This window comes from Mycolicibacter virginiensis, from assembly GCF_022374935.2.
In the GTDB taxonomy this organism is placed as follows: Bacteria; Actinomycetota; Actinomycetes; order Mycobacteriales; family Mycobacteriaceae; genus Mycobacterium; species Mycobacterium virginiense.
Genome location: NZ_CP092430.2, coordinates 2907608 through 2932068 on the forward strand (window position 1 = coordinate 2907608; position 24461 = coordinate 2932068).

Here is a 24461-nt window from a genome sequence, read left to right on the forward strand (position 1 = left end):
GGAGGGAGGCGCGATCACTGCTGGATTTCGTAGTGGGGGTTGTAGATGGCCTTGCAGCCGCTTTCGAGTTTGCCCAGCCGGCCGTGCACCCGCAGGGTGCGGCCGGAGTCGATGCCGGGGATGCGTCGCTGCCCCAGCCATACCAGCGTCACCGTGTCGGTGCCGTCGAAGAGCTCGGCGCGGACGCCGCCCACGCAGCCCTTGGCGTTGGCTTCGACGCTGCGCAGTACCCCGACCATGGTGACCTCTTGGCCGCGTTGGCAGTCGATCGCGCGCTGCGCGCCGGTGTTGAGCGCCTCATCGGACAACTCTTCGACGTCACGCAGCTCGGGATCTTCCGTCAATCGCCGAGTCAGCCGGCGCAGGTACCCTTTCGGAGCAGCCATTGCCCTCTCCCTCAATCGTGTGCGCACGCTACGGTAGACCTGTTGAATATCTAATGCCACATGACCTGCCTACGGGGTGGCTGACAACACCCAACATGATCAAGAGGTGGCATGTTTCTGCGCGGCGTGACGGCCGTCCTGCTGCCGGGGACCGGATCCGACGACGACTACATTCGCCGGGCCTTCTGCGCTCCGTTGCAGCAGGTGGGTGCCGAATTGGTCACTCATCGCCCGCAGCCCGGCCGCCTCATCGAGGGCTATCTGGAGGCGCTGGAGGCGGCGGCCATCCGGTCCGGCCCGATCCTCGCCGGCGGGGTCTCGATCGGCGCGGCGGTGGCCACGGCGTGGGCACTGCGCCATCCCGAGCGAGTGGTCGGAGTGCTGGCCGCGCTGCCGGCCTGGACCGGCTCCCCTGATGACGCCCCGGCAGCCCACGCCGCGCGCTACAGCGCCGGGCAGTTGCGCAAGGACGGTCTGGCAGCGGTCGTGGCCCAGATGCGGGCATCGAGCCCGACCTGGCTCGGCGACGAGCTGACCCGGTCGTGGACCGCGCAGTGGCCGCAGCTGCCCGACGCCCTGGAAGAGGCGGCGGCCTATGTTGCGCCGACAGAGGCCGAGCTGGCGACTCTGACCGTGCCGATGGGCGTGACCGCGGCCGTCGACGACGCGGTTCATCCACTGCAGACGGCCACCGAATGGGCCGCCACCGCCCCGCGCGCGGCGCTGTGCACCGTCACCCTGGACCAGATCGGCGCCGACCCGACCGCCTTGGGCACCGCCTGCGTGAACGCGTTGAGGATCGCTGCGGGCTAACTGCCTCTAGCGGCTAACCGCCGGGCTTAACTCGGCGGTCCAGCTTCGCCTCTCCTGCGTCGAGGCTCGCTAACCGCCGGGGTAATTCGGCGATCCAGCTTCGCCTCTCCTGCGTCGAGGCTCGCTAACCGCCCGGGCTTAACTCGGCGGTCCAGCTTCGCCTCTCCTGCGTCGAGGCTCGCTAACCGCCGGTGATAGTGCGCAACTGCTGCATCGCGGATCCCTCCACGCTGCGGCGTGCGGCCGGCGCGGGCGGTACGTCGCCGCCTCCACCGAACATGGCGGACTGCTGCAGCGCGGCCGCCTGCTGGGCTGCGGCCTGCTCGGCCGCTGCCTGCTGCGCCGCTGCCTGCTGCGCCGCGGCAGCGCGTAACTGCTCGGCCATCGGCTCGGGCAGCCGCACCGGCAACGGGGTGCGCACCGGCAGTGGAGTGTCGCCGCGCCGGACGACCGTGTCCGCCAGCGCCTCTCGCGCCTGCTGGGCGAGCACGTCCATGGTCTCTGGCCGGCCGTTGATCACGCAGCGCACCATCCAGCGGTAACCGTCGACACCGATGAACCGCACGGCGCCGGTCGCCGAACCGAGCACCTCCCGGCCCCACGGCCCATCGACGATGCTGACCATCGCGTTGTCCCTGCGCAGCGCCTCGGCCAGCTCACCGGCCACCTCGCGCCACAGACCCGGGGACTTGGGCGCCGCGTAGGCAGCGATGTTGAACCGGCCGTTGGGCGTCACCAGCCACACCGCACTGGGGACGCCCGCCTCGCTCAGCTCGACCTGGACCTGAGCACCCGCGGGCATCGGCACCAGCACCGAACCCAGGTCGAGTCGGGCCGTCGTCGCCGCTGCCGGGTCGTCGAAATCTTCGATGTCGAAGGGGCCCTCCAGCTCCTCCGAATCGGATACGAACTCGTCCGCTGCTCCGGAGGCTTCCGGCCCGGCGCTCGTCGGCTCGTCCGCCTCGCCCTTGCCTTTACCCCTACCGAATGCCATCACAGCCGCCCATCTTCATCGCTTCGTCGTCGCAAGCCATCACAGGCTCGCGTGCCCACCGGAGGACCCGTGTCCACCGGAACCACGGGTCGTCGGTTCCAGCCCGGCCTCGTCGAACGAGGTCACCTCGATCAGTTCCGGAAGCTCGACCCGCTGCACCAGCAGCTGGGCGATCCGGTCGCCGCGGTGGATCACGATCGGCGTCGCCGGGTCCAGGTTGATCAACGAGACCTTTATCTCACCACGATAGCCCGCGTCGACGGTGCCGGGACTGTTGACGATCGAAAGACCTACCCGCGCAGCCAAACCCGACCGGGGGTGGATGAGACCGACCATGCCGAAGGGAATTGCCACCGCGATCCCGGTAGGTACCAGGGCACGTTGACCTGGACCCAACTCGACATCGACCGCGCTGTAGAGGTCGACGCCGGCATCGCCGGCGTGAGCACGGCTCGGCAGTGGAAGATCCGGATCCAGGCGAACAACCGCAAGACTGGGTGACACGAGGCGCAAGACTACTCTTAGCCGGATGTCGGGATCGCGCCTGAACCATCGGGCATCGCAAACAGTGCGCTACAGCGAACAGCTGTGGGTGCCGTGGTGGTGGTGGCCACTGGGGTTCTTGGGTAACGGCCTGATGGCCTACGAAGTCCGCTTGGGCCTGCGCACTCTGCCCGGCTGGCTGCCGTTCGCGGTGTTCTTCGCGATCACCGTCGGCGCCCTGCTGTGGCTGGGACGCATCAAGGTGCGAGTCGTCGAAAGCGGCGGGGAAACGCAGCTGTGGGCCGGCGACGCGCACCTGCCCGCAACGGCGATCGCACGCTGCGCCGAGGTCCCGCGATCGGCCAAGTCTGCAGCGCTAGGCCGTCAGCTCGATCCGGCGGCATATGTCGTCCACCGTGGCTGGGTGGGGCCCATGGTCTTGGTCGTGCTCGACGATCCCGACGACCCGACACCGTACTGGCTGGTCAGCTGCCGCAATCCGCAGCGGGTACTGGCGGCGTTGCAGGCCTAGCGACGTATCCCCAGCGCGACCGAGTCGGCCACTGGGGACACGTCGTTTCTACGGTGTGGGCCCACCCCCTTGCGGGGAACGGGCCGTCGCCATCGGACTAAGCAGGATTGAGCGGGACGGGCCCGGTCAGGCCGCGCAGTCGGTGCAGATCATCACACCGTTCTTCTCGCTGGCCAGACGGCTGCGGTGCTGAACCAGGAAACAGCTCGAGCAGGTGAACTCGTCGGCCTGCTTCGGCACGACACGCACCGACAGCTCTTCACCGGACAGGTCGGCGCCCGGCAGCTCGAACGACTCGGCCGATTCGGACTCGTCGACGTCGACCACAGCGGACTGCGCCTCGTTACGCCGCGCCTTGAGTTCCTCCAACGAATCCTCGGAAACGTCGTCGGTCTCGGTGCGCCGCGGGGCGTCGTAATCGGTAGCCATGGTCTTCTCCCCTCAAGTCCCCTCGAAACCCTGCGCGAGCTTTGTACCAGCGTCGAACGCATCCACCAAATGATTCGTGCCCGGAACGCCGCCAGATCAACTGTGATTTACGTCACATTACATTCCTGACCACGGTGATCGTCGGTGCGAGCGCCCTCTAGAGTGCGTACGTGGTCGCGCAAATCACTACCGGTTCCGAGTTCGACAAACACGGTCGGCCGTTCCGGCGACGCAACAACCGACCGGCCGCCTACGCCTTGGCCGCTCTGGCATTACTGACCGCCGTGGCATGGGGCGTAGCACTCACCCGGCCGGCCGACGTCCATGAAGTCGCGGTGTGCAATGCCCCGCCGGCGCCGACCGAGCCCGCCCAGCCGCGGCTGGGCACTCAGGTGCCGCGTGCCGCGATGATCAGCACCACCCCGGCCAAACTGGCCGACATCAAAGCCCGCGTCCTCAACGCCAGCGGCCGAGCCGGACAGGCCGCCGATGTCGCCGACGCACTGCGCGACGACGGCTTCGCGCAGCCGACCGCCGCCAACGACCCCATCTACGCCGAGGACCGGCTGGACTGCCAGGGCCAGATCCGCTTCGGCCCGGCGGGCCAAGCCGCGGCGGCAGCACTGTGGTTGGTGGCGCCGTGCACGGAACTGTTCCGCGACGACCGCCCCGACGACTCGGTGGATCTGGCGGTCGGCAGCGACTTCGTCAGCCTCTCCCACAGCGATGACATCGAGGCCGCGCTGGCCGGACTGCGTCCAGACGCCACCGGATTGCCCGACCCCGCACTGCTGACCAAGATTCATTCCGGCACCTGCTGACGACCGATCGCCGAAGAGGAGATCCGATGACCGGCACCGACCCTGTCCCCTCCCCGATCGAGGACCGTCCGATCGCCGGTGCACGGCGGCAGCGACGGGGCTTCGGCGTCGACGTGGGCGGCAGCGGCATCAAGGGCGGCGTCGTCGATCTGGACACCGGCGCGCTGATCGGTGAGCGGTTCAAGCTGCCCACGCCCAGCCCCGCCACACCGGTCTTGGTCGCCCAGACCGTCGCCGCGGTGGTCCGGGACTTCGGATGGACCGGCCCACTGGGGGTCACCTATCCAGGCGTGGTGGTCAACGGTGTTGTGCAGACTGCCGCCAACGTCGACAAGTCCTGGATCGGGCTGAACGCGCAGGAGACGATCGCCGCCGAACTCGACGGCCAGGAGATCGTCATCCTCAACGACGCCGACGCCGCCGGGCTGGCCGAGGAGCGGTTCGGCGCAGGCAAGAACAACAGCGGCGTGGTCGTGTTGCTCACCTTCGGAACCGGGATCGGCTCGGCGGTGATCCACAACGGAAAGCTGCTGCCCAACACCGAACTCGGGCATATCGAGGTGGGCGGCAAAGAAGCCGAACACCGGGCCGCCGCGTCGGTCAAGGAGCGCAAAAACTGGTCCATGGAGAAATGGGCCAAGCAGGTGACCATGGTGCTGATGGCGATCGAGGACGCGCTCTGCCCGGACCTGATCATCGTCGGGGGCGGAATCAGCCGTAAAGCCGACCGGTGGGTGCCACTGCTGGGCAACCGGACCCCGGTGGTCGCCGCGACACTGCAGAACACCGCGGGGATTGTCGGGGCCGCGATGGCGTCATCGGCCGACGTGACCCGCTGAATAACGCCCGCTCGGCGATTACCGCCTCACCCTGTCGTTACAATGGTCGACGGCGGCCGCCTAACCGATAGCGGCGACTATCCCAGTTGATCACCAACTGAAATAGAGCCGACATTCGACATACCCGACACTTTCGGTTGCGCACGACGCTGCAACCCGAAAGTCAGTCCGACCGAAGGGGTGGACGTGGCAGCGAGCAAGGCACAGCCGGCGACTGAGGAGCCCAAGAAGGGCAGTGCCGCCAAGGCACCCGCCAAAGCCGCCGTGAAGTCGCCTGCGAAGGCTCCCGCCAAGCGGACCGCGGCCAAGGCCACCAAGGCAGCGCCCGCCAAGAAGGCCACCAAGTCCACGGCGCGTGGCGCCGCCGCAGACGGCGCAGCCAAGCCCGCGGCCCGGTCGACCCGGGGCCCGGCGAAGAAGGCCGCCAAGGCCACCAAGGCCGGCGCGAAGAACACCGACGCCGACTTGGCACCCGAGGATCTCGACACCGATGTAGAGCTGGACGGCGAGCCCGGTGACGAGGACATCGACGACGCCGACGTGGCCATCGACGATCTCGAGGATGGCGACGGCGACGACGCCGCACCGGGTCCCGCCGCCGTCGCCGCCGGTAGTGCGGGCGACGAAGAAGACGACGAGATCGCCGAGCCCAGCGAGAAGGACAAGGCGTCCGGCGACTTCGTCTGGGACGAAGAGGAATCCGAGGCGCTGCGGCAGGCCCGTAAGGACGCCGAACTCACCGCCTCGGCCGACTCGGTGCGGGCCTACCTCAAGCAGATCGGCAAGGTCGCGCTGCTCAACGCCGAAGAGGAAGTCGAGCTGGCCAAGCGGATCGAGGCCGGTCTGTTCGCCACCCAGAAGATGGCCGAGCACACCGAAAAGGGCGAGAAGCTCGCGGTCGCCTACCGGCGTGACATGGCGTGGATCTGTCGCGACGGCGACCGCGCCAAGAACCACCTGCTCGAGGCCAACCTGCGACTGGTGGTGTCGCTGGCCAAGCGTTACACCGGCCGCGGGATGGCGTTCCTGGACCTGATCCAGGAGGGCAACCTCGGCCTGATCCGCGCCGTGGAGAAGTTCGACTACACCAAGGGCTACAAGTTCTCCACCTACGCCACCTGGTGGATCCGCCAGGCCATCACCCGCGCCATGGCCGACCAGGCACGCACCATCCGTATCCCGGTGCACATGGTCGAGGTGATCAACAAGCTCGGCCGCATCCAGCGTGAGCTGCTGCAGGACCTGGGTCGCGAGCCCACCCCCGAGGAACTGGCCCGGGAGATGGACATCACCCCGGAGAAGGTGCTGGAGATCCAGCAGTACGCCCGCGAGCCCATCTCGCTGGACCAGACCATCGGCGACGAGGGCGACTCCCAGCTCGGCGACTTCATCGAGGACAGTGAAGCCGTCGTAGCCGTCGATGCCGTGTCGTTCACCTTGCTGCAAGACCAGCTGCAGTCGGTGCTCGAGACGCTCTCCGAGCGTGAGGCCGGCGTGGTGCGGCTGCGGTTCGGCCTCACCGACGGCCAGCCGCGCACCCTCGACGAGATCGGCCAGGTCTACGGCGTCACCCGCGAACGCATTCGTCAGATCGAGTCGAAGACGATGTCGAAACTCCGGCACCCCAGCCGGTCCCAAGTCCTGCGCGACTACCTCGACTAGCGCGCAGCGATATGGCCAGAACTCCCCCGGCGGCGGTACTCAGTGCCATCAACGCGTTTCGCGGTGGCCTGCAGTGGCTGCGCCAGGCCACCGTCCCCGCCCCCGTGGCCATCATGGAGCTCGGGTTCGGCGGCTGGCTCACCCAGGCGCTCAGTGCCGCGGTGCGCTTGGGAATCGCCGACGCGCTCAGTGCCGGTCCGCTGACCGCCGACGAGGTCGCCAACCGAGTGGGCACCGACCCGCGCGCCACCTATCGGCTCATGCGCGCCCTCGCCAGCCACTCGGTGCTCAAGTTGCGCCGCGATGGCCGCTTCGCCTTGACCCGTACCGGACGAGCACTGGTCTCCGACAACCCGGCCGGCGTCGGCCCGATGCTCGCGTTCATCGGCCACCCGGCGCACCGGGAACACTGGTCGAACCTGGAGCACTCCGTACGGACGGGTGAAACCGCCGTCAGCAAGGTTCGCGGAATGTCGTTCTTTTCCTACACCGACACCAACCCTGAGCTGGCGCGGGTCTTCAACGATGCCATGACCGGCGCTTCCGCTATGGCAATCGAAAGCGCTGTTCCCGCATATGATTTCAGCGCCAGTAAGCTGATCGTGGATGTGGGCGGCGGCCACGGCGCACTACTGGCCGCGGTGCTGCGTCAGACGCCGGATGCTCGCGGCGTGCTGTTCGACCTGCCGCAGGTGGTCGCTGGCGCGGGCGCGACGGTGGCGGACGTAGCGTCACGCTGTGATCTGCACGGTGGGTCCTTCTTCGAGTCAGTCCCCGCCGGCGGCGACACCTATCTACTCAAGACCGTCATCCACGACTGGGACGACGAGCAGTCGTTGGCGATTCTGCGCAATGTCCGGGCCGCCATCGCGCCCGGCGGCAAGGTGCTGCTGTTCGAAATGGTGTTGCCCGAGGGCGCGCCTGCCCACCTCGGGCTGGTTCTCGACCTGGAGATGCTGGTTGCCGCCGGTGGACAGGAACGCACGCGGCGCGAGTACTCCGAGTTGCTGTCCCAGACGGGATTCGAGTTGCAGCGCGTGATTCCGACCACCAGCCCCCTGGCGATCATCGAGGCCCGAGCGGTCTAGGGCGCCGACGTCTTCGCCGCGGCGTAGGATCGCCCAGCATGCCGACCGATGACGCGTCGCAGGTGACTTTCGCCGCGTTGTTGAAGCGTGCCGCCACCCACGGCCATCGGGTGCCGCCCGAGGCCGATCTGAATCCTGCTGTGTGCGACGCGATCAACGCGGTCGCCGCCGCCTGGCCACGAGTGCCCGCGATTTTGATCAACAAGGCGCAAACCGCGTTCGCTCGTAGCGAACTCACCCGGGCGTCGGCAGCCAAGCCGACGACCCCGTTCAACCTCAATCGGCCGGAGCGAACACACCGTCCGGGCCCGGCCGATAATCACTGACACCGATCACCGCCTCAACGGGCAACGGCCCGTACAGGTGCGGGAACAGCATGGCCGCCGGATCGCTCGGTACGCCCGGCTCCCAGCGCACCGGCGCGCCGACCCTAGCCGGATCCACCTGCAGCAACACCAGATCCGTGCAGCCCCGATACAGCCGGTTCGCGGGCAGGTGCACCTGTTGCGGGGTTGACATGTGCACGAATCCCACGGTGTCCAACGACTCCGGACGCAGCTCCCCGGACGCCTGCGCGCGCGCCCAGTCGCCGGCACTGCACAGGTGCACCAGCGCGTCGGACGGGATCGGCGATCGTGTCATGGCACCGATCCTGCCGCACCGGCTGCCGGGGTGAGACACGACACAGCCGAACGGGGGAACAACGCCGAACGCGCAAGCGTCTGACACACTTGAGAACAACCGCGAGAACGGAGGAGCCCATGAACGCGACTCTGACCAGTCCTGAACTCACTCGGGCTGATCGATGCGACCGGTGCGGAGCCGCCGCACGGGTACGAGCCACGCTGCCCTCCGGTGCCGAACTTCTTTTCTGCCAGCACCACGCCAACGAGCACGAAGCCAAGCTGATCGAGCTGGCCGCCGTGATTCAGGTCAGCGCGGCGACTGAGGCGTAACCGGAGCCGGCACGCAACACGCCCGTCTGCGCGATTGTGCAATAGCAGCACCCGTCAGGAATGCTGGGCTGGTCATGACTGACCAGATCCCCAAACCTTCCCGTCATCACCTGCTCCGCATTGCACGTCGCACGCTGGTCAAGAGCTGGGACGATTCGATCTTCGCCGAATCGGCACAGGCGGGATTCTGGTCGGTGTTGTCCCTGCCGCCGTTGCTGCTGGGGATGCTGGGAAGCCTGTCCTACGTGGCGCCGCTGTTCGGGCCGGACACGCTGGCCACCATCCAGGACCGGCTGATCGGCATGGCCAGCAGCTTCTTCTCGAAGAACGTCGTGGTGGAGATCATCGAGCCGACCGTGCGGGACATCGTGGCCAATGCCCGCGGCGAGGTGGTCTCGCTGGGATTCGTGATCTCGTTGTGGGCCGGCTCCTCGGCGATCTCGGCGTTCGTCGACTCGGTGGTCGAGGCGCACGATCAGACTCCGCTGCGGCATCCGGTGCGGCAACGCTTCTTCGCGTTGGGTCTCTACGTCGCGATGTTGGTGATCGCGGTGGCCACCGCGCCGTTGGCCGCACTCGGGCCGCACGCGGTCGCCGAGCACCTCCCGGCCCGGTGGACCGACGTGCTGCGGTTCGGCTATTACCCAGCCTTGGTGCTGGGCCTACTACTGGCGGTGACGGTGCTCTACCGGGTGTCGCTGCCCAAACCCCTACCCTCACATCGGCTGGTGTTCGGCGCACTGCTGGCCACCACGGTGTTCGTCGTGGCGACGATGGGCCTGCGGATCTACCTGCGCTACATCACCAGCACCGGCTACACCTACGGGGCGTTGGCGACGCCGATCGCCTTCCTGCTGTTCGCGTTCCTGCTGGGCTTCGCCATCATGCTGGGCGCAGAGCTGAACGCCGCGGTCCAAGAGGAGTGGCCCGCGCAGGCCACTCACCTGCACCAGCTGCGTAGGTGGGTGGTGTCACGGGCCGGCCAGCCGGCCCAGACCCGCAATGACACCGAGCCGGTCAAGCCTGCTTGAGAGTGGCGTAGATCTTCTTGCAGTCCGGGCAGACCGGGGAGCCCGGCTTGGCCGACTTGGTCACCGGAAAGACCTCGCCGCACAGCGCCACCACGTGGGTTCCCATGACCGCGCTCTCGGCGATCTTGTCCTTCTTGACGTAATGGAAGTATTTCGGGGTGTCGCCGTCGGTCCCGTCATCGACGCGTTCCTCGGAATCGGTGCGCTCGAGGGTGTCGGTCTGTATGCCCATCTCCCCATTGTGCCCAGAACTGGAGTTGATCCAAAACCCCTGGTGCCACCGAATCGCTCGTGTGGGACAGTGGAGTAATGAAGCACGGCCCCGAGCTGGGTTTCGACGACGACGGCCGACCGGTCCTGATCACCGCGGCTGCCCCGTCCTTCGAGCAGCAGCACCGCGAACGGGTACGCAAGTACCTGACCTTGATGGCGTTCCGGGTGCCTGCCCTGATCCTGGCCGCGATCGCCTACGGAATATGGCACAACGGCCTGATCTCCGTGCTGATTCTGGTGGCGTCGATCCCGCTTCCGTGGATGGCTGTACTTATTGCCAACGATCGGCCTCCCCGGACCGCGGAGGAGCCCCGCCGCTATGAGGCGGCACCCACTCACACTCCGCTGTTCCCCACCGGCACCCGTCCGGCCCTGGAGCGGCCGAAGCGCCCGGAATCGGGCGGCAGTACCGCCGGCGAAGCGCCGTACGGTACCGGTTCTTAGCACATTCTCAAAGTCATTGCCGTATTTCCGCACGTCAAGTGGTGTGGAAAAGCGATCGGCCGGGAACTCTGCACGCATGTCGGGCGTTGACACGTGTGACAGCAGAAGCCGATCAACGGGAGGCCGCAATGGCAAAGGCAGATGCCACCACCAGTCGGATCGACGGCGATCTGGACGCGCAGAGCCCAGCCGCAGATCTAGTGCGGGTGTACCTCAACGGGATCGGCAAGACAGCGTTGCTCAATGCCGCCGATGAGGTAGAGCTTGCCAAACGGATCGAGGCCGGACTGTACGCCCAGCACCTGCTCGACACCCGCAAGCGTTTCGGCGAGAAGCGCAAGCGCGAGCTCGCCGCGGTGGTACGAGACGGCGAAGCCGCCCGCCGGCACCTGCTGGAAGCCAACCTGCGCCTGGTGGTCTCACTGGCCAAGCGCTACACCGGCCGGGGCATGCCACTTCTGGACCTGATCCAGGAAGGCAACTTGGGGTTGATCCGCGCCATGGAGAAGTTCGACTACGCAAAGGGTTTCAAGTTCTCCACCTATGCGACCTGGTGGATCCGCCAGGCCATCACCCGCGGGATGGCGGATCAGAGCCGCACCATCCGGCTGCCGGTCCACTTGGTGGAGCAGGTCAACAAGCTGGCCCGGATCAAGCGGGAAATGCACCAGCAGCTGGGCCGCGAGGCCACTGATGAGGAGCTCGCCGCCGAGTCCGGCATCCCAGCGGAGAAGATCAACGACCTGCTCGAGCACAGCCGCGACCCGGTCAGCCTCGATATGCCGGTCGGCTCCGACGAGGAGGCTCCGCTGGGCGACTTCATCGAGGACTCCGAGGCGATGTCGGCGGAGAACGCGGTGATCTCCGAGCTGCTGCACACCGACATCCGCAGTGTGCTGGCCACCCTCGACGAACGCGAGCACCAGGTGATCCGGCTGCGGTTCGGCCTCGACGACGGCCAGCCCCGCACGCTGGACCAGATCGGCAAGCTGTTCGGGCTGTCGCGCGAGCGGGTCCGCCAGATCGAGCGCGAGGTGATGGCCAAGCTGCGCCACGGCGAGCGCGCCGACCGCCTGCGCTCATACGCCAGCTGACAGCGGGCTCGGGCCCGCCTGTCCCCCGCTCCGGCGGGCCGCCGATCTCGGTGGCCCGCCGGACGTGGTTTGTCGCCGAAGCGCCGAACGTCGCTCGCTAACCGTCTCCTTGGCTGCCGAAGTAGACTCGGCTGCGACGGAAGGTGCCGAATGAATGACCTGGTTGATACCACCGAGATGTACCTCAGGACGATCTACGACCTTGAGGAAGAGGGTGTCACCCCGCTGCGTGCGCGGATAGCCGAGCGACTGGAGCAAAGTGGTCCGACCGTCAGCCAGACGGTGTCCCGGATGGAGCGCGACGGCTTGCTCAAAGTGGCCGGCGACCGTCACCTCGAACTGACCGAGAAGGGCCGCACCCTGGCTGTGTCGGTGATGCGCAAGCACCGGCTGGCTGAACGCCTGCTCGTCGACATCATCGGGCTGCCGCTGGAAGAGGTGCATGCCGAGGCTTGTCGCTGGGAACACGTGATGAGCGAGGACGTCGAGCGACGCCTGGTTCAGGTCCTCGACAACCCGACCACCTCGCCGTTCGGCAACCCCATCCCCGGCCTGCCGGACCTCGGCTTCGGAGCGGACGCCGCCGGTTGGGATTCCGACCTGGTGCGACTGACCGAGTTGCCGGCCGGTTCCCCGGTGGCCGTGGTGGTGCGCCAGCTCACCGAGCATGTCCAGGGCGACATCGACCTGATCACTCGGCTCAAGGAGGCCGGTGTGGTGCCCAACGCCAGGGTGACCGTGCAGGCCGATGGCGACGACGGCGTGACCATCGTGATCCCCGGCCACACCGACGTCAGCCTGCCCTACGAGATGGCGCATGCCGTGAAGGTGCAGAAGGTCTGAGCGCCCCGCGAGCCAGCTGGGGCTCATGCGGCGGTCCCGGCTTCGCCTCTCCTCCGTCGAACCTCGCTGGACCGCCGGCCTCAGCCGGCTTGCTGACCGAAGCCCTGCCGCTGCGGCAGCTGCACCCCGATCTGCTGGGCCAGCCGGTAACCGGTGTCCGCCAGTCCGCGGATGCGTTCGGGCCGCAGACCGGACTGCAAAGCGGTGTCGAGCAGGCCCGCCATCCGATGCGCGGGCTTGCCACGCAGAGCGGCTTCCAGTGATACCCCGGCCAGCGGGCCATCGCCACGCGCGTAGGCGCTGAACGCCAGCAGGACCAAGGCCTCGGCCCGCCACGGCTCGGGCAAGACCCGGGCCAACGCTGACCAAAGCCGCTCGGCTTCATCTGCGCGCTCGCCGATTGCCAACGCACACAGGGTGTCCCGGACAAGGACGTCGGTGAGCGGGCACCCGAGCCGGGCCAACTCCGCAACGGTGGGCTCCCGGCCCCCCGCCAGCGCTACGACGGCAGCCAGCACCTGCTCAACGTCGCGGCGAGCCCGATCCCGGGCATCGCCCTCCCCCACCGCCCACTGCGCCGCACAGTCGTCGATCGCCGCGGCCACCGCCGCACAGCGGGCCGCGTCATCTGGGGTGATGACCGCCTGCAGATCGGCTCGCCGGGCGTACAGCCGCCTACCCTCCAGCACCGCGGCGGCTGCCAGCGGCGACGCCTCCGGGTCGTCGACCGGGCCTCCGACGCCGCACCCGTCGACGCAGTGCCACCGCCCACCGTGGGCCACCTGGTCCACGACGTGCGCGCCGAGCAGCACGATGTCGTGGCCCGACAACTCCTCGCCCAGCGCGGTGATCAGCCGGCGGTGCTGGTCGTTACAGACCGGGCAGCGCGCCCCCGCAGCGTCGACGATGACCGCGATGGCTGCGGCCGGGGCAGCGGCCGCGGCCACGTCGGCGAGCCGGCCCACGGTGTCAACGAGTGCGTCGGACAGATCGACCCGCAGCACCGAGCCCAGTTCGCCCCCGTCGAGCGCCACCAGGATCAGGGATCTCTCGGGCACGAAGCCCAAGATGGCAGGCAGCGCAGCGATGAGGGCTCCGGGCCGATTCAGCGTGAATTCCGGTTGCTTGGTTGTCATGGGAACAACGGTGACGACCGTCACCGTCATCGAGGGCGCACCGGCTCCGCGCAGGCCCTCGCTTTGTGGATAGACCCGCAACTGTGCATCGATGCGCCTTCGAGATGCAGGACAAGCCGAAAGCGCGTAAGTGTCTGTGTCATGGATTCAAAGAGGGAATACGACGTCATCGTGATCGGTTCGGGCCCAGGCGGACAGAAGGCCGCCATCGCGTCGGCCAAACTCGGCAAATCTGTCGCCTTGGTCGAACGCGGTCGCATGATCGGTGGGGTCTGTGTCAACACCGGCACCATTCCGTCGAAGACCCTGCGCGAGGCCGTGATCTATCTGACCGGGATGAATCAGCGCGACCTGTACGGCGCCAGCTACCGGGTGAAGGACAAGATCACCCCCACCGATCTGCTCGCACGCACCCAGCATGTGATCAGCAGAGAAGTGGAGGTGGTGCGTAGTCAACTGATGCGCAACCGAGTCGACTTGTTGGTCGGCCACGGACGTTTCATCGACCCCCACACAATCCTCATCGAGGGACAGAACGGCAACGAAACGACAACCGTCACAGCCGACTACGTCGTCATCGCTACCGGAACCAAACCGGTCCGCCCCGCCGGCGTCACATTCGATGAGGAGCGCGTCCTCGACTCCGACGGGATCCTCGACCTGCGATTCATCCCGGCCTCGATGGTGGTCGTCGGCGCCGGTGTGATCGGCATCGAGTACGCCTCGATGTTCGCCGCGCTGGGCACCCGGGTGACGGTGGTGGAGAAACGAGACTCGATGCTGGAGTTCTGCGACCCGGAGGTCGTCGAAGCCCTGCGTTTTCACCTGCGCGACCTGGCCGTCACCTTCCGGTTCGGCGAAGAGGTGACCGCTGTCGACGTCAGCTCCAGCGGCACCGTCACCACGTTGGCCAGCGGCAAGCGGATCCCCGCCGAGACGGTGATGTATTCGGCCGGCCGCCAAGGCCACACCGCCCACCTCGACTTGGCCAAGGCCGGCCTGGCCACCGACGAGCGGGGCCGCATCGTCGTCGACGATATGTTCCAGACCTCGGTCGAGCACATCTATGCCGTCGGTGATGTGATCGGTTTCCCGGCCCTGGCGGCGACGTCGATGGAACAGGGCCGACTGGCCGCCTATCACGCGTTCGGCGAGCCGACCGATGGGATCACTGACCTGCAGCCGATCGGGATCTATTCGATCCCGGAGGTCTCCTATGTGGGGGCGACCGAATTGGAACTGACCCGCAGCGCGATCCCCTACGAGGTAGGGGTGGCCCGGTATCGGGAGCTGGCCCGCGGCCAGATCGCCGGGGACTCCTACGGCATGCTCAAGCTGCTGGTATCCACCACCGACCTGACGCTGCTCGGCGTGCACATCTTCGGCACCAACGCGACCGAGATGGTGCACATCGGCCAGGCCGTCATGGGATGCGGCGGCACGGTGGAATACCTGGTGGACGCGGTGTTCAACTACCCGACGTTCTCCGAGGCATACAAGAACGCCGCATTGGACGTGATGAATAAAATGCGGGCCCTACAGCAATTCCGCAGCTGAGGCGCCGCCGGAGACATTTTCCTCGCTCAGCGAACGCCACGGCGCCGCGGAATTCCGACCGTGCCCCCGTACGTTGTGCAGCACATGCGCGCACCGTTTTCGGCGTGCGGCCCCGGTGGGGGAAAATGGACGGTGCGATCCATTGCGATCTGCACAACGAGGAGGCGAAGGCGATGGCCGACTACCCGGACAACGGTCCCGACCGGGACCGGCACTATCAGGTCGAGCAGAGCGGCATGTACGAGCTGGAGGTGCCGGCGCCGCAGCTGATGTCGGCGGACGGCGAGGGACCGGTCCTGATCCACGCCCTGGAGGGCTTCTCCGACGCCGGCCACGCGATCCGGCTGGCCGCCAAGCACCTCAAGAGCAAGCTGGACAGTGAGTTGGTGGCGTCGTTCGCGATCGATGACCTGCTCGACTACCGCTCACGGCGGCCGCTGATGACGTTCAAATCCGACCATTTCACCCACTACACCGAACCCGAGCTGAGCCTGCACGCGTTGCGGGACACTGCGGGCACGCCGTTTCTGCTGTTGGCGGGCATGGAGCCCGACCTGAAGTGGGAGCGGTTCATCACCGCGGTGCGACTGTTGGCCGAGCAGCTCGGGGTGCGCCGGACCATCGGCTTGGGCACCATCCCGATGGCGGTCCCCCACACCCGGCCGGTGACGCTGACCGCACATTCCAACAATCGCGACCTGATCAGCGAATTCACCCCGTGGATCACCGAGGTTCAGGTTCCCGGCAGCGCGTCCAACCTGCTGGAGTACCGGATGGCTCAGCACGGCCATGAGGTCGTCGGCTTCACGGTGCATGTGCCGCATTACGTGGCCCAGACCGACTACCCCGAGGCTGCCGAGGCGCTGCTGAAGCAGGCCGCCCAGACCGGCGCGCTGGAGCTGCCGCTGAGCGACCTCCGTGACTCCGCGGCCGAGATCCGGGCCAAGATCGACCAGCAGGTCGAAGCGAGCGCCGAAGTGGCCCAAGTGGTGACGGCCCTGGAACGCCAGTACGACGCATTCATCACCGCCCAGGAGAATCGCTCGCTGCTGTCCCGCGACGAGGAGCTGCCCAGCGCCGACGAGCTCGGTGCCGAGTTCGAGCGATTCCTGGCACAGGAAGCGAAGAAGAACCTCGACGGCGACGACTGAGATCCGGGCTACCCGGTTCGACGAAGCGTGGCGGTGAGGTGGTTCTGGGCGGGTTGGCCGACTGCGCCCATGTCCAGCGTGTAGGACAACTCATCGCCGTCGAGGCGATAACGGCGGCTCAGGACGGTCACTTCCTTGGCCGTCGGTGCCAGCCCGATCGTCGGTGCGGACATCTGCAGGTCCACGCCGTTGGCGGTGACCGTGTAGCTGCCTACCTCGATTTCGGTGATGCCACTGGGGTGCGCCAGCACCCACTCGATCTGCCCAGGCTGCGGCACCCGCAGGTAGCCGGTCTCGGCATGCAGGGGCAGGCCCTCGGCGGGCGACTTGGTCTTCTGGCCGTACACCAGGAACGGCTTGCCGACGTGTGAGAACACCACCTCTTCGAGGTAGTCGAATGACGCGATCGTGGGATACACCCCGGATCCCCGGCCTGACCAGGTGCCCAACAGTGGGGCCAGCTCCACAAGGTTCGGATGCAACTCGGGTGCCATGCCGCCAGAGTAGTGCGCGGTGACGCCCGCACGGCTCAACTGGTGCTGGGCATCTCGCGGTGTTCGCGCAGGGCCTCGATCTCCCGCTCGAAGTCGGCGGCCGACGAAAAGGACCGGTACACCGAGGCGAATCGCAAGTAGGCCACCTCGTCAAGCTCGCGCAGCGGGCCCAGGATCGCCAGCCCCACCTCGTGGCTGGGAATCTCCGGCGAACCTGCCGCTCGCACAGCGTCTTCCACCTGCTGAGCCAGCAGATTCAGCGCATCGTCATCGACCTGGCGGCCCTGGCAGGCCCGGCGCACGCCGCGCATGACCTTCTCCCGGCTGAACGGCTCGGTGACGCCGCTGCGTTTGACCACGGCCAACACTGCGGTCTCCACCGTGGAGAAACGGCGCCCGCATTCCGGGCAGGACCGACGGCGGCGAATCGCCTGGCCTTCATCGGCTTCGCGGGAATCCACCACCCGGGAGTCTGGATGGCGACAAAACGGGCAGTGCATTGCCGCTCCTTCGCCGTGCCGGGAACCCGCACCCTCAGACAACTGGGACACCGCGGGCCATTGGGACAACTGCGAGCGTACCTGCGCGGGTTGTCGGCGGCGCTGCGCAGTGGCCGCAAGCGGCGGCCGAACCGACACGGCGACCTCAGCCCAGCGGGGCGATCAGCGTCTGGCCGGCGTCCAGGGCCACCGACTCCAGGCTGTTGAGCTCGCGGATGCGCTCGATGACCTGTCCGGCCGGCGCGTCCGGTGCGACGCGGGCCGCCAGGTGCGCCAAGCTCTCGCCGCTCTGGACACGCACCACGCCGAGCTGGTCGGGCACCGCGGAGGCACCGCCGGCTGCTGCCGCGCCGAACTGAGCGATCAGTCCGAGCCACACGGTGATCCCGGCGGCGACCAGAGCCAGCACGACGGTGGTCGCCGGAGTGATGGCCTTGACGGGCTTCGGCCGGTGCGGCGCACGGGACATCAGCACCCCGGAACCGCGGTGCCGCAGCGCAGCGCCGCCCGGCCGCGGCCGGACCAGCCGCGCCGGCTGAGTGCGGATCGGGTAAGCCCGCCCTGAGGTCCGCGGACCGCGATGCAGCTGGACCCGCTCGTTGCGGTCCGGCTCGAACGTCGGGGCGATCGTCTCGATGAGCATCATGTGCGGTTCTCCCTCACTCGGCGTCGGCGACCCTGTTCGCTCGACTGTTCGAATACTAATCGATTGTATGTTCGATGTCCGAACACGTGATCGAATCGTTGTCGAAAACATTAGCGAAGGGGTCCGACAAGTCGCCGGCGCTTTCGAACGCCCGCGCGACACACCTCGAACACATGTTTGATTAATCGCAGCTATGCGACTAGATTCGCCTCCATGAGTGACAGCAGCAGTAACCCGGCTGGTCCGGACTCAGCGCTGACCGCCAGGCAGCGCACGATCCTGAACGTCATCCGCGCTTCGGTGAACGAGCGGGGTTACCCGCCGAGCATCCGCGAGATCGGCGACGCCGTCGGGCTGACCTCGACCTCCTCGGTTGCTCACCAGCTGCGTACGCTCGAACGCAAGGGCTATCTGCGCCGTGACCCCAACCGTCCCCGCGCGGTCGACGTCCGTGGCCAGGACGACATCACCGGCGCCGTCGAGGCCGCGCAACGCACCGAGTTCGCCGGTTCGGATGCGCTTCCCGAGCCCGCTTTCATTCCGGTTCTGGGCCGGATTGCGGCCGGCGGACCGATCTTGGCCGAGGAAGCCGTCGAGGATGTCTTCCCGCTCCCCCGCGAGCTGGTCGGTGAAGGCGAGCTGTTCTTGCTCAAGGTGGTCGGCGAATCGATGGTGGACGCCGCGATCTGCGACGGCGACTGGGTTGTGGTGCGCCAGCAGAACGTCGCCGACAACGGCGACATCGTGGCCGCCATGATCGATGGCGAGGCGACCGTCAAGACGTTCAAACGCACCGGCGGTCAGGTTTGGCTGATGCCGCACAACCCCATTTTCGATCCCATACCCGGCAACGATGCGGTGGTGCTGGGCAAGGTCGTCACCGTCATCCGCAAGGTCTGATCATGTTCGCGCCGTGCCCACCGTTCGATACGGAGTCGGCGCGACACAAGGTGCAGGCCGCCGAGGACGCCTGGAACACCCGGGATCCCGCACGGGTGGCGCTGGCCTACACCGAGGACTCGGTGTGGCGTAATCGGGACGAATTCCTCACCGGGCGCGCGGAAATCGAAGCATTTCTGCGACGCAAGTGGGCGGCCGAACGCGATTACGCGCTACGCAAAGAGCTGTGGTGCTACCAGGACAACCGAATCGCGGTGCGCTATCAGTACGAATGCTGCGACAAGGACGGCCAGTGGTGGCGCAGCTACGGCAACGAGCTGTGGGAGTTCGCCGCCGACGGCCGAATGAGCCGCCGCGAGTCCAGCATCAACGACATCCCGATCACCGCGGCGCAGCGGCGCCTCTTCGGCCCGCGCCCGCAGGGCGAACGCGACCTGCCGCTGCCGCTGCGGTGATCAGCCGGCCCTGGTGAAACCGTTGAGCCGCGCCGCATCCTCGGTGGCGAACCAGATCTCGGCGAGAGTGTCGTCATACAGCGCGTTCTGCGGGGTGTAGTAGAGCCCCGAGCCGATGTTCGCCTTGATTGGGTAGCCGTTCGGCTGCTGGTACGGGTCGTCCAGCGGCAGGTGCATCACCGGGTGCACCGATTCGTCGATGCCGAAGTTGCGCGGTTCGCCGCCACCTCCGAAGGTGCGGGTGTCCGTGCCACCGCCGAACCTGCGGGGTTCTGCGACAGCGCCGAACCCGCGTGGGTCCGCCCCGGTACCGCCGTGCCCCACGGCATGCCGGCCGGTGCCGAACTCTTCTTCGGTCACCACCCGGGTGGGGGCGGTGTCGGTGTCGTCATCGTCGTCGACCTCCGCCTCGCTCTCGTGCTCGCCGTAGTGCAGCCACGGCGCATCCGGAATCGAAGAGACGGGCAGTTCAGGCTCGGACGCGTACGGCGAAGTGGAGGCGCCGTAGCGACTCGGCAGCCGGACGGTGCCCTCATTCTCGCGGTGATCTTCGCGGTGGTCGTGGTGGGCCCACTGCTCGTCATCGTCGTCGTAGTCGTCGGCGACCGGGGCCGGCACGGCCACCGGTGAACCCGGCAGCACAGCGGCCGGCCGACGCCGCTGCCACCACATCGCAGCCCCGGCGAGGGCGCCCAGCACCGCCAGCACCACAACCGGGATCAGCACCCACATCCAGTTCCAGTGTGTTTCCTTGGCTGCGCCAGTCGCTGTCGACTTGCTGCCGTCGGGCAGGTTCGTCCCGGGAATCTGCAGGCCCGACAACGCTTGCGCCAACTCGGCGGGTTCGCTGCTGTAGGTGTTGCTCGCCTGATTCCAGGCGATCGATCCGCCGGTGAACTTCTGCGACACCACGTCACCTTCGACGGTCTGATCACCCACCGGGGCGCCCAGCTTTCCGGAAGCCCCGTCGAGCTTGTCCCAGGCCGACTTCATCGCCCCGCGCACCACGAAGGCGCCGTTGTCGGGGCTGAAGAAGATCACCGGCTCGTCGTCGGCGGCGAACGAATTGAACTTGCTGCCCGAGATCGCTCCGTCAACCGTGCCGGTGATCGGGAAACCCAGGTCGCTACCGGCCGGGCCGCCCAGCGAGTCGTACTTGGCCAGCACGTCGCCTAGAACCGCATTGGCTCCGGTCACCGGGCTGAAAAAGACCTTGCCGTGGGCGAAGTCCTGTCCCACGCCGCCGGCGTCGCCGACGGCGTATTGGTCGCCCTGCTTGGCCCCCAGGGCCCCGGCGGGTCCGCCGGCGCTGCGCCAGGCCTGATCGATGGCCGCGGTAGCGTCGACCTGGGCCTGCACGTCGGCCAGCTGCGCCGCCAGCTCCGGTGGAACCGTGGTGAACGTCCTGGTCGCACTGTCAAAGGACAGCGTCCCGGCGCTGAACTTCTGGGTGACGACAGCGCCGTCGTAGCTCTCGTCCTCGACCGGGACCCCGAGCGCTCCGGTGGAGCTGCCCAGCTTGTCCCAGCCGGCGTTGATGGGCCCGCGCACCACATGAGCGCCGTGCTCAGGCGTCCAGAAGATCACCGGGTTGTCGGCGCCGGACAGGATGGCCACCCGGCTGTCGGGGACCAGCCCAGGAACCTCGTCACTGCTGGGGAAGCCGAGGCCGTTGTCAGCCGCACCGCCCAGTGCCTCGTACTTGTCCAGGATCGCGCCGTAGAGCGCCTTAGCGCCGGTCTCCGGGGTGAAGAAGATGGTGCCGCCGGCGAAGTCCTGGGCGAATCCGACACCGGCCGGGTGCACGTCCCCCTTGGGGGCACCCAGCGGCGATCCGTCGCCGCCAGCCGCCTGCCATGCCGCCGTGATGGCGTCGTGGGCATCGCTGTCGGGCGTCGCCGCAGCGGTCTGCACCGACAAGAGCACGGTGACCGTCGCCGCCAGGCCGAGCGCCATGCGCACCGCCGTCTTGCCGAACCGATCTTTCCGACTAGTCACCAGCCCTCCCAGGCATCTTTATCGACGTTATCGACGCAAATGTTTCCGGCATAGACTTTCCCGCAATCGGCCCGAGTTTCGAAGCCAAGTCATCGATATTGCGGAAACAGATACCCAGCCGATGCGGAAATGATGCAGAAGCCCCTGCCCTCAACGGAACGAGGGGCGCTACCAAACATGCAGGTAGCGCCCCTGGCAGCGCCCCGCTAGGGCGCCAGATCGTTCCCGATTGCCTCGGCTAGACGCCGAGGCTGCGGCCGATGATCTCTTTCATGATCTCGGTCGTGCCGCCGTAAATGGTCTGAACGCGGGCATCCAGATAAGCCCGCGCGACCGGGTATTCGCGCATGTAGCCGTATCCACCGTGCAGCTGCAGGCAGCGATCGATCAGGTGCACCTGCTTCTCGGTCGAGTACCACTTGGCCATCGCGGCTTGCTCGACGGTCAGCTTCTTGTCCAGGTGCAGCTTCACGAACTCGTCGACCATCATCCGCACCACGGTGGCCTCGGTGGCCAGCTCGGCCAGCAGGAACCGGCTGTTCTGGAAACTGCCGATCGGCTTGCCGAACGCCTTGCGCTCCTTGGTGTACTGGATCGTCTGCTCCAGTACCGCCTCCATCGCCCCGGCGGCCATGATCGCGATCGAGATCCGCTCCTGCGGCAGGTTCTGCATCAGATAGATGAAGCCCTTGCCCTCCTCGCCGAGCAGGTTCTCCACCGGGACGTGCACGTCGGTGAAGGACAGCTCGGCGGTGTCCTGGGCGTCCAAACCGATCTTGTCCAGGTGGCGGCCGCGCTCGAAGCCCTCCATCCCGCGCTCCACGACCAGCAGCGAGAAGCCCTGCGCGCCCTTGTCCGGGTCGGTCTGGGCGACGACGATCACCAGGTCGGAGTGGATGCCGTTGGTGATGAACGTCTTGGAACCGTTGAGCACATAGTGGTCACCTTGACGGACCGCGCGGGTCTTGATGCCCTGCAGGTCGCTGCCGGTACCCGGCTCGGTCATGGCGATCGCGGTGATCAGCTCACCGGTGCAGAACTTCGGCAGCCAGCGCTGCTTCTGCTCCTCGTTGCACAGCTCCAGCAGATACGGCGCGCAGACGTCGTTGTGCAGGCTGAAACCCAACCCGCTGTAGCGGCCCGCGGTGACTTCCTCGGTGATGATCGTGTTGTACCGGAAGTCCGGGTTGCCGCCGCCGCCGTACTCCTCGGGCACCGCCATGCCCAAGAAACCCTGTTTGCCGGCCTCCAGCCACACCGAGCGGTCGACGATCTTGGCCTTCTCCCACTCCTCCTGGTAAGGCGCGGCGTGGCGGTCCAGGAAGGCGCGGAACGACTCCCGGAACAGCTCGTGTTCGGCCTCGAACAGGGTTCGCTGGTACTTGATTGCGGCACTCATTGCCTGACCTCCGGTCGACTGATCTTTCCGACGAGAATAGACCAACCGGATGGTTGGGCGACGCGGTGGTGGGTGTCGGCGTTAGCGCGCGACCCCACCCTGTCGACGCGATGCGGCACCGCCCCGCTGCCGGCGCCTGCCATCGGCCTGCGGAGCCGGCTGCGCAGCGCCGCCGCCGCCACGACGGCGCCGCGGGCGGCCGGACTGGCCCGGCGAAGTCTGGCCCGGCGATGTCTTGGCGCGTGCCGGCGGGGCGGCCTTGGGGGCCACCGGGGCGGGCGCCCGCAGCGGCGCCACCTCCCCCACCAACTCGAGCACCAACGCGGAATCGGCGGCCACCTGCTGTGGCGCGACGCTGATTCCCGCGCGACGCAGCAGCACCTGGGTCTCTCTGCGCTGCTCGGGCAGGACGACGGTGACGACGTCGCCGGCGCTGCCGGCGCGTGCCGTACGCCCGGAACGGTGCAGATAAGCCTTGTGCTCGGCGGGCGGGTCCACGTGGACCACCAGCTCTACCTCATCGACGTGGACGCCGCGGGCGGCGATGTCGGTGGCCACCAGAACCCGAACGTCTCCGCCGGCGAACGCCGCGAGATTGCGCTCGCGGGCGGGCTGGGAAAGGTTGCCGTGCAGATCGACCGACGGCACACCTGACTCGGTGAGCTGACGGGCCAATTTCCGGGCCTGATGTTTCGTCCGCAAGAACAGGATTCGCCGCCCAGTGCCCGACGCGAGCAGCTGCACGAGGTCCTTCTTGTCCTGCAGCCCGGAGACGTGGAACACGTGATGGGTCATCGCCGGAGGCGGCGCGTCGAGTTCATCGACGGAGTGCGACACCGGATTGCGCAGGAAACGCCGAACCAGCTTGTCGACTCCATTATCCAGTGTTGCCGAAAACAGCAGTCGCTGACCGGTTTCGGCGGTCGCGGCCAGAATGCGGGTGACTCCGGGCAGGAAGCCGAGGTCGGCCATGTGGTCGGCTTCGTCCAGCACGCTGACGCGTACCGCGTCCAGCGTGATCAGCCGCTGCTTCATCAGGTCCTCGAGCCGGCCCGGGCAGGCCACCACGATGTCGGCGCCTGCGTTGAGTGCGGCCACCTGACGGTTCTGCGACACGCCGCCGAAGATGGTGGTCACCTTCAACCCACTGGCGGCCGCCAACGGTTCCAGCGTCGCGGCGATCTGGGTGGCCAGCTCCCGGGTGGGTGCCAGCACCAGGCCGGTCGGCCGGGCCGGGCGCCGCTTCTCGCCGGCCAGCCGAACCACCAGCGGCAGCGAGAAGGCCAGCGTCTTGCCGCTGCCGGTCTTGCCCCGGCCGAGCACATCACGGCCGGCCAGACTGTCCGGCAGGGTCGCGACCTGAATCGGGAAGGGAGCAGCAATACCGCGGTCGGCGAGCACACTGACAAGTGCAGCGGGCACGCCTAGTTCGGCGAATGAATTGGTGGTCATGACATGCCTTTCCGGCATCGGCTGTGCCACAGCGGCCGTCAAGGCGGACCGATCTGTCTGCAACACAGAGTTGGCGAGATTGCCT

General features: G+C 67.4%; 29 protein-coding genes. 16 read left to right on the forward strand and 13 right to left on the reverse strand.

Features of this window, described 5'->3' with window-relative positions; genetic code table 11:
* Positions 1-14: 14 nt before the first annotated feature.
* On the reverse strand, positions 15-386 hold the full coding sequence (locus tag MJO54_RS14010; RefSeq protein ID WP_024441567.1) for an OB-fold nucleic acid binding domain-containing protein: 372 nt from the start codon (positions 384-386) through the stop codon (positions 15-17).
* 111 nt (positions 387-497) lie between these two features.
* Here MJO54_RS14010 and MJO54_RS14015 point away from each other — a divergent pair, with 111 nt between their 5' ends.
* A complete protein-coding gene (locus tag MJO54_RS14015; protein ID WP_240175102.1) occupies positions 498-1199 on the forward strand; it encodes an alpha/beta fold hydrolase in 702 nt (233 codons plus the stop codon).
* 181 nt (positions 1200-1380) lie between these two features.
* On the opposite strand, the gene MJO54_RS14020 is transcribed toward MJO54_RS14015, so the two are convergent.
* A complete protein-coding gene (locus tag MJO54_RS14020) occupies positions 1381-2193 on the reverse strand; it encodes a DUF3710 domain-containing protein (RefSeq protein ID WP_046285829.1) in 813 nt (270 codons plus the stop codon).
* Between the two features lie 39 nt (positions 2194-2232).
* Positions 2233-2697: a dUTP diphosphatase gene (dut, locus tag MJO54_RS14025; RefSeq protein WP_046285830.1), complete on the reverse strand. Its 465-nt coding sequence runs from the start codon at positions 2695-2697 to the stop codon at positions 2233-2235.
* A gap of 25 nt (positions 2698-2722) precedes the next feature.
* Between dut and MJO54_RS14030 the strand changes: the two genes are divergently transcribed.
* Positions 2723-3208, forward strand: coding sequence for a DUF3093 domain-containing protein (locus tag MJO54_RS14030; RefSeq protein ID WP_046285831.1), 486 nt, complete (start codon positions 2723-2725; stop codon positions 3206-3208).
* A gap of 126 nt (positions 3209-3334) precedes the next feature.
* On the opposite strand, the gene MJO54_RS14035 is transcribed toward MJO54_RS14030, so the two are convergent.
* Complete coding sequence (locus MJO54_RS14035) at positions 3335-3637, reverse strand: DUF4193 domain-containing protein (protein ID WP_013829371.1); 303 nt, start codon at positions 3635-3637, stop codon at positions 3335-3337.
* A gap of 170 nt (positions 3638-3807) precedes the next feature.
* On the opposite strand from MJO54_RS14035, the gene cei reads away from it, so the two are divergent.
* The 5 genes from cei to MJO54_RS14060 all read left to right on the forward strand — a co-directional run bounded on the left by cei (position 3808) and on the right by MJO54_RS14060 (position 8373).
* The gene (gene cei, locus MJO54_RS14040) at positions 3808-4458 is read left to right on the forward strand and encodes an envelope integrity protein Cei (protein ID WP_240175103.1); all 651 of its coding nucleotides are present in this window, start codon (positions 3808-3810) and stop codon (positions 4456-4458) included.
* 26 nt (positions 4459-4484) lie between these two features.
* Positions 4485-5297 (forward strand): polyphosphate--glucose phosphotransferase, encoded by an 813-nt coding sequence (gene ppgK, locus MJO54_RS14045; RefSeq protein ID WP_046285833.1) that lies wholly within the window; start codon positions 4485-4487, stop codon positions 5295-5297.
* Between the two features lie 186 nt (positions 5298-5483).
* A complete protein-coding gene (locus MJO54_RS14050) occupies positions 5484-6959 on the forward strand; it encodes an RNA polymerase sigma factor (RefSeq protein ID WP_046285840.1) in 1476 nt (491 codons plus the stop codon).
* Positions 6960-6970: 11 nt separating this feature from the next.
* Positions 6971-8047, forward strand: a complete 1077-nt coding sequence (locus MJO54_RS14055) for a methyltransferase (RefSeq protein ID WP_105294928.1) — start codon at positions 6971-6973, stop codon at positions 8045-8047.
* Positions 8048-8085: 38 nt separating this feature from the next.
* Entirely contained in the window at positions 8086-8373 is a 288-nt protein-coding gene (locus tag MJO54_RS14060; protein ID WP_046285835.1) for a hypothetical protein, read from the forward strand.
* On the opposite strand, the gene MJO54_RS14065 is transcribed toward MJO54_RS14060, so the two are convergent.
* Entirely contained in the window at positions 8324-8689 is a 366-nt protein-coding gene (locus MJO54_RS14065; protein WP_046285836.1) for a DUF952 domain-containing protein, read from the reverse strand. The two genes, MJO54_RS14060 and MJO54_RS14065, sit on opposite strands and share 50 nt — an antisense overlap.
* 119 nt (positions 8690-8808) lie before the next feature.
* On the opposite strand from MJO54_RS14065, the gene MJO54_RS14070 reads away from it, so the two are divergent.
* Both MJO54_RS14070 and MJO54_RS14075 read left to right on the forward strand, forming a co-directional pair.
* The gene (locus tag MJO54_RS14070; protein ID WP_046285837.1) at positions 8809-9003 is read left to right on the forward strand and encodes a DUF7455 domain-containing protein; all 195 of its coding nucleotides are present in this window, start codon (positions 8809-8811) and stop codon (positions 9001-9003) included.
* A gap of 74 nt (positions 9004-9077) precedes the next feature.
* On the forward strand, positions 9078-10034 hold the full coding sequence (locus MJO54_RS14075) for a YihY/virulence factor BrkB family protein (RefSeq protein WP_046285838.1): 957 nt from the start codon (positions 9078-9080) through the stop codon (positions 10032-10034).
* Here the strand turns inward: MJO54_RS14075 and MJO54_RS14080 are convergent.
* On the reverse strand, positions 10021-10260 hold the full coding sequence (locus tag MJO54_RS14080) for a DUF3039 domain-containing protein (protein ID WP_036458716.1): 240 nt from the start codon (positions 10258-10260) through the stop codon (positions 10021-10023). The two genes, MJO54_RS14075 and MJO54_RS14080, sit on opposite strands and share 14 nt — an antisense overlap.
* 65 nt (positions 10261-10325) lie before the next feature.
* On the opposite strand from MJO54_RS14080, the gene MJO54_RS14085 reads away from it, so the two are divergent.
* The 3 genes from MJO54_RS14085 (at position 10326) to MJO54_RS14095 (ending at position 12688) form a co-directional block, all read left to right on the forward strand.
* Positions 10326-10751, forward strand: a complete 426-nt coding sequence (locus MJO54_RS14085; protein ID WP_046285839.1) for a DUF3099 domain-containing protein — start codon at positions 10326-10328, stop codon at positions 10749-10751.
* Between the two features lie 128 nt (positions 10752-10879).
* Positions 10880-11845, forward strand: a complete 966-nt coding sequence (locus tag MJO54_RS14090) for a sigma-70 family RNA polymerase sigma factor (RefSeq protein WP_036458705.1) — start codon at positions 10880-10882, stop codon at positions 11843-11845.
* Between the two features lie 150 nt (positions 11846-11995).
* Positions 11996-12688 (forward strand): iron-dependent transcriptional repressor DtxR, encoded by a 693-nt coding sequence (locus MJO54_RS14095; RefSeq protein WP_065152416.1) that lies wholly within the window; start codon positions 11996-11998, stop codon positions 12686-12688.
* Between the two features lie 80 nt (positions 12689-12768).
* Here MJO54_RS14095 and MJO54_RS14100 read toward each other — a convergent pair whose 3' ends face one another.
* Positions 12769-13824: a DUF4192 domain-containing protein gene (locus MJO54_RS14100; RefSeq protein ID WP_046285674.1), complete on the reverse strand. Its 1056-nt coding sequence runs from the start codon at positions 13822-13824 to the stop codon at positions 12769-12771.
* Between the two features lie 141 nt (positions 13825-13965).
* On the opposite strand from MJO54_RS14100, the gene sthA reads away from it, so the two are divergent.
* Positions 13966-15381: a Si-specific NAD(P)(+) transhydrogenase gene (gene sthA / locus MJO54_RS14105; RefSeq protein ID WP_046285675.1), complete on the forward strand. Its 1416-nt coding sequence runs from the start codon at positions 13966-13968 to the stop codon at positions 15379-15381.
* Between the two features lie 173 nt (positions 15382-15554).
* Entirely contained in the window at positions 15555-16532 is a 978-nt protein-coding gene (locus tag MJO54_RS14110; protein ID WP_046285685.1) for a proteasome assembly chaperone family protein, read from the forward strand.
* An 8-nt stretch (positions 16533-16540) separates the two neighbouring features.
* On the opposite strand, the gene MJO54_RS14115 is transcribed toward MJO54_RS14110, so the two are convergent.
* From MJO54_RS14115 to MJO54_RS14125, 3 genes are all read right to left on the reverse strand, one after another.
* Complete coding sequence (locus MJO54_RS14115) at positions 16541-17026, reverse strand: peroxynitrite isomerase (protein WP_046285676.1); 486 nt, start codon at positions 17024-17026, stop codon at positions 16541-16543.
* Positions 17027-17061: 35 nt separating this feature from the next.
* A complete protein-coding gene (gene nrdR, locus MJO54_RS14120; protein ID WP_046285677.1) occupies positions 17062-17526 on the reverse strand; it encodes a transcriptional regulator NrdR in 465 nt (154 codons plus the stop codon).
* Positions 17527-17671: 145 nt separating this feature from the next.
* Complete coding sequence (locus tag MJO54_RS14125) at positions 17672-18172, reverse strand: LysM peptidoglycan-binding domain-containing protein (RefSeq protein WP_105294927.1); 501 nt, start codon at positions 18170-18172, stop codon at positions 17672-17674.
* 213 nt (positions 18173-18385) lie between these two features.
* Between MJO54_RS14125 and lexA the strand changes: the two genes are divergently transcribed.
* Entirely contained in the window at positions 18386-19072 is a 687-nt protein-coding gene (gene lexA / locus MJO54_RS14130; RefSeq protein WP_046285678.1) for a transcriptional repressor LexA, read from the forward strand.
* Between the two features lie 2 nt (positions 19073-19074).
* Entirely contained in the window at positions 19075-19527 is a 453-nt protein-coding gene (locus MJO54_RS14135; protein WP_065152414.1) for a nuclear transport factor 2 family protein, read from the forward strand.
* Here MJO54_RS14135 and MJO54_RS14140 read toward each other — a convergent pair whose 3' ends face one another.
* From MJO54_RS14140 to MJO54_RS14150, 3 genes are all read right to left on the reverse strand, one after another.
* Complete coding sequence (locus MJO54_RS14140) at positions 19528-21525, reverse strand: LGFP repeat-containing protein (protein WP_234821511.1); 1998 nt, start codon at positions 21523-21525, stop codon at positions 19528-19530.
* Between the two features lie 238 nt (positions 21526-21763).
* Entirely contained in the window at positions 21764-22924 is a 1161-nt protein-coding gene (locus MJO54_RS14145) for an acyl-CoA dehydrogenase family protein (protein ID WP_046285680.1), read from the reverse strand.
* Between the two features lie 81 nt (positions 22925-23005).
* Positions 23006-24376 carry a DEAD/DEAH box helicase gene (locus MJO54_RS14150; RefSeq protein WP_240175104.1) on the reverse strand — a complete coding sequence of 457 codons (1371 nt, stop codon included), beginning with the start codon at positions 24374-24376 and terminating at the stop codon, positions 23006-23008.
* Positions 24377-24461: the final 85 nt, after the last annotated feature.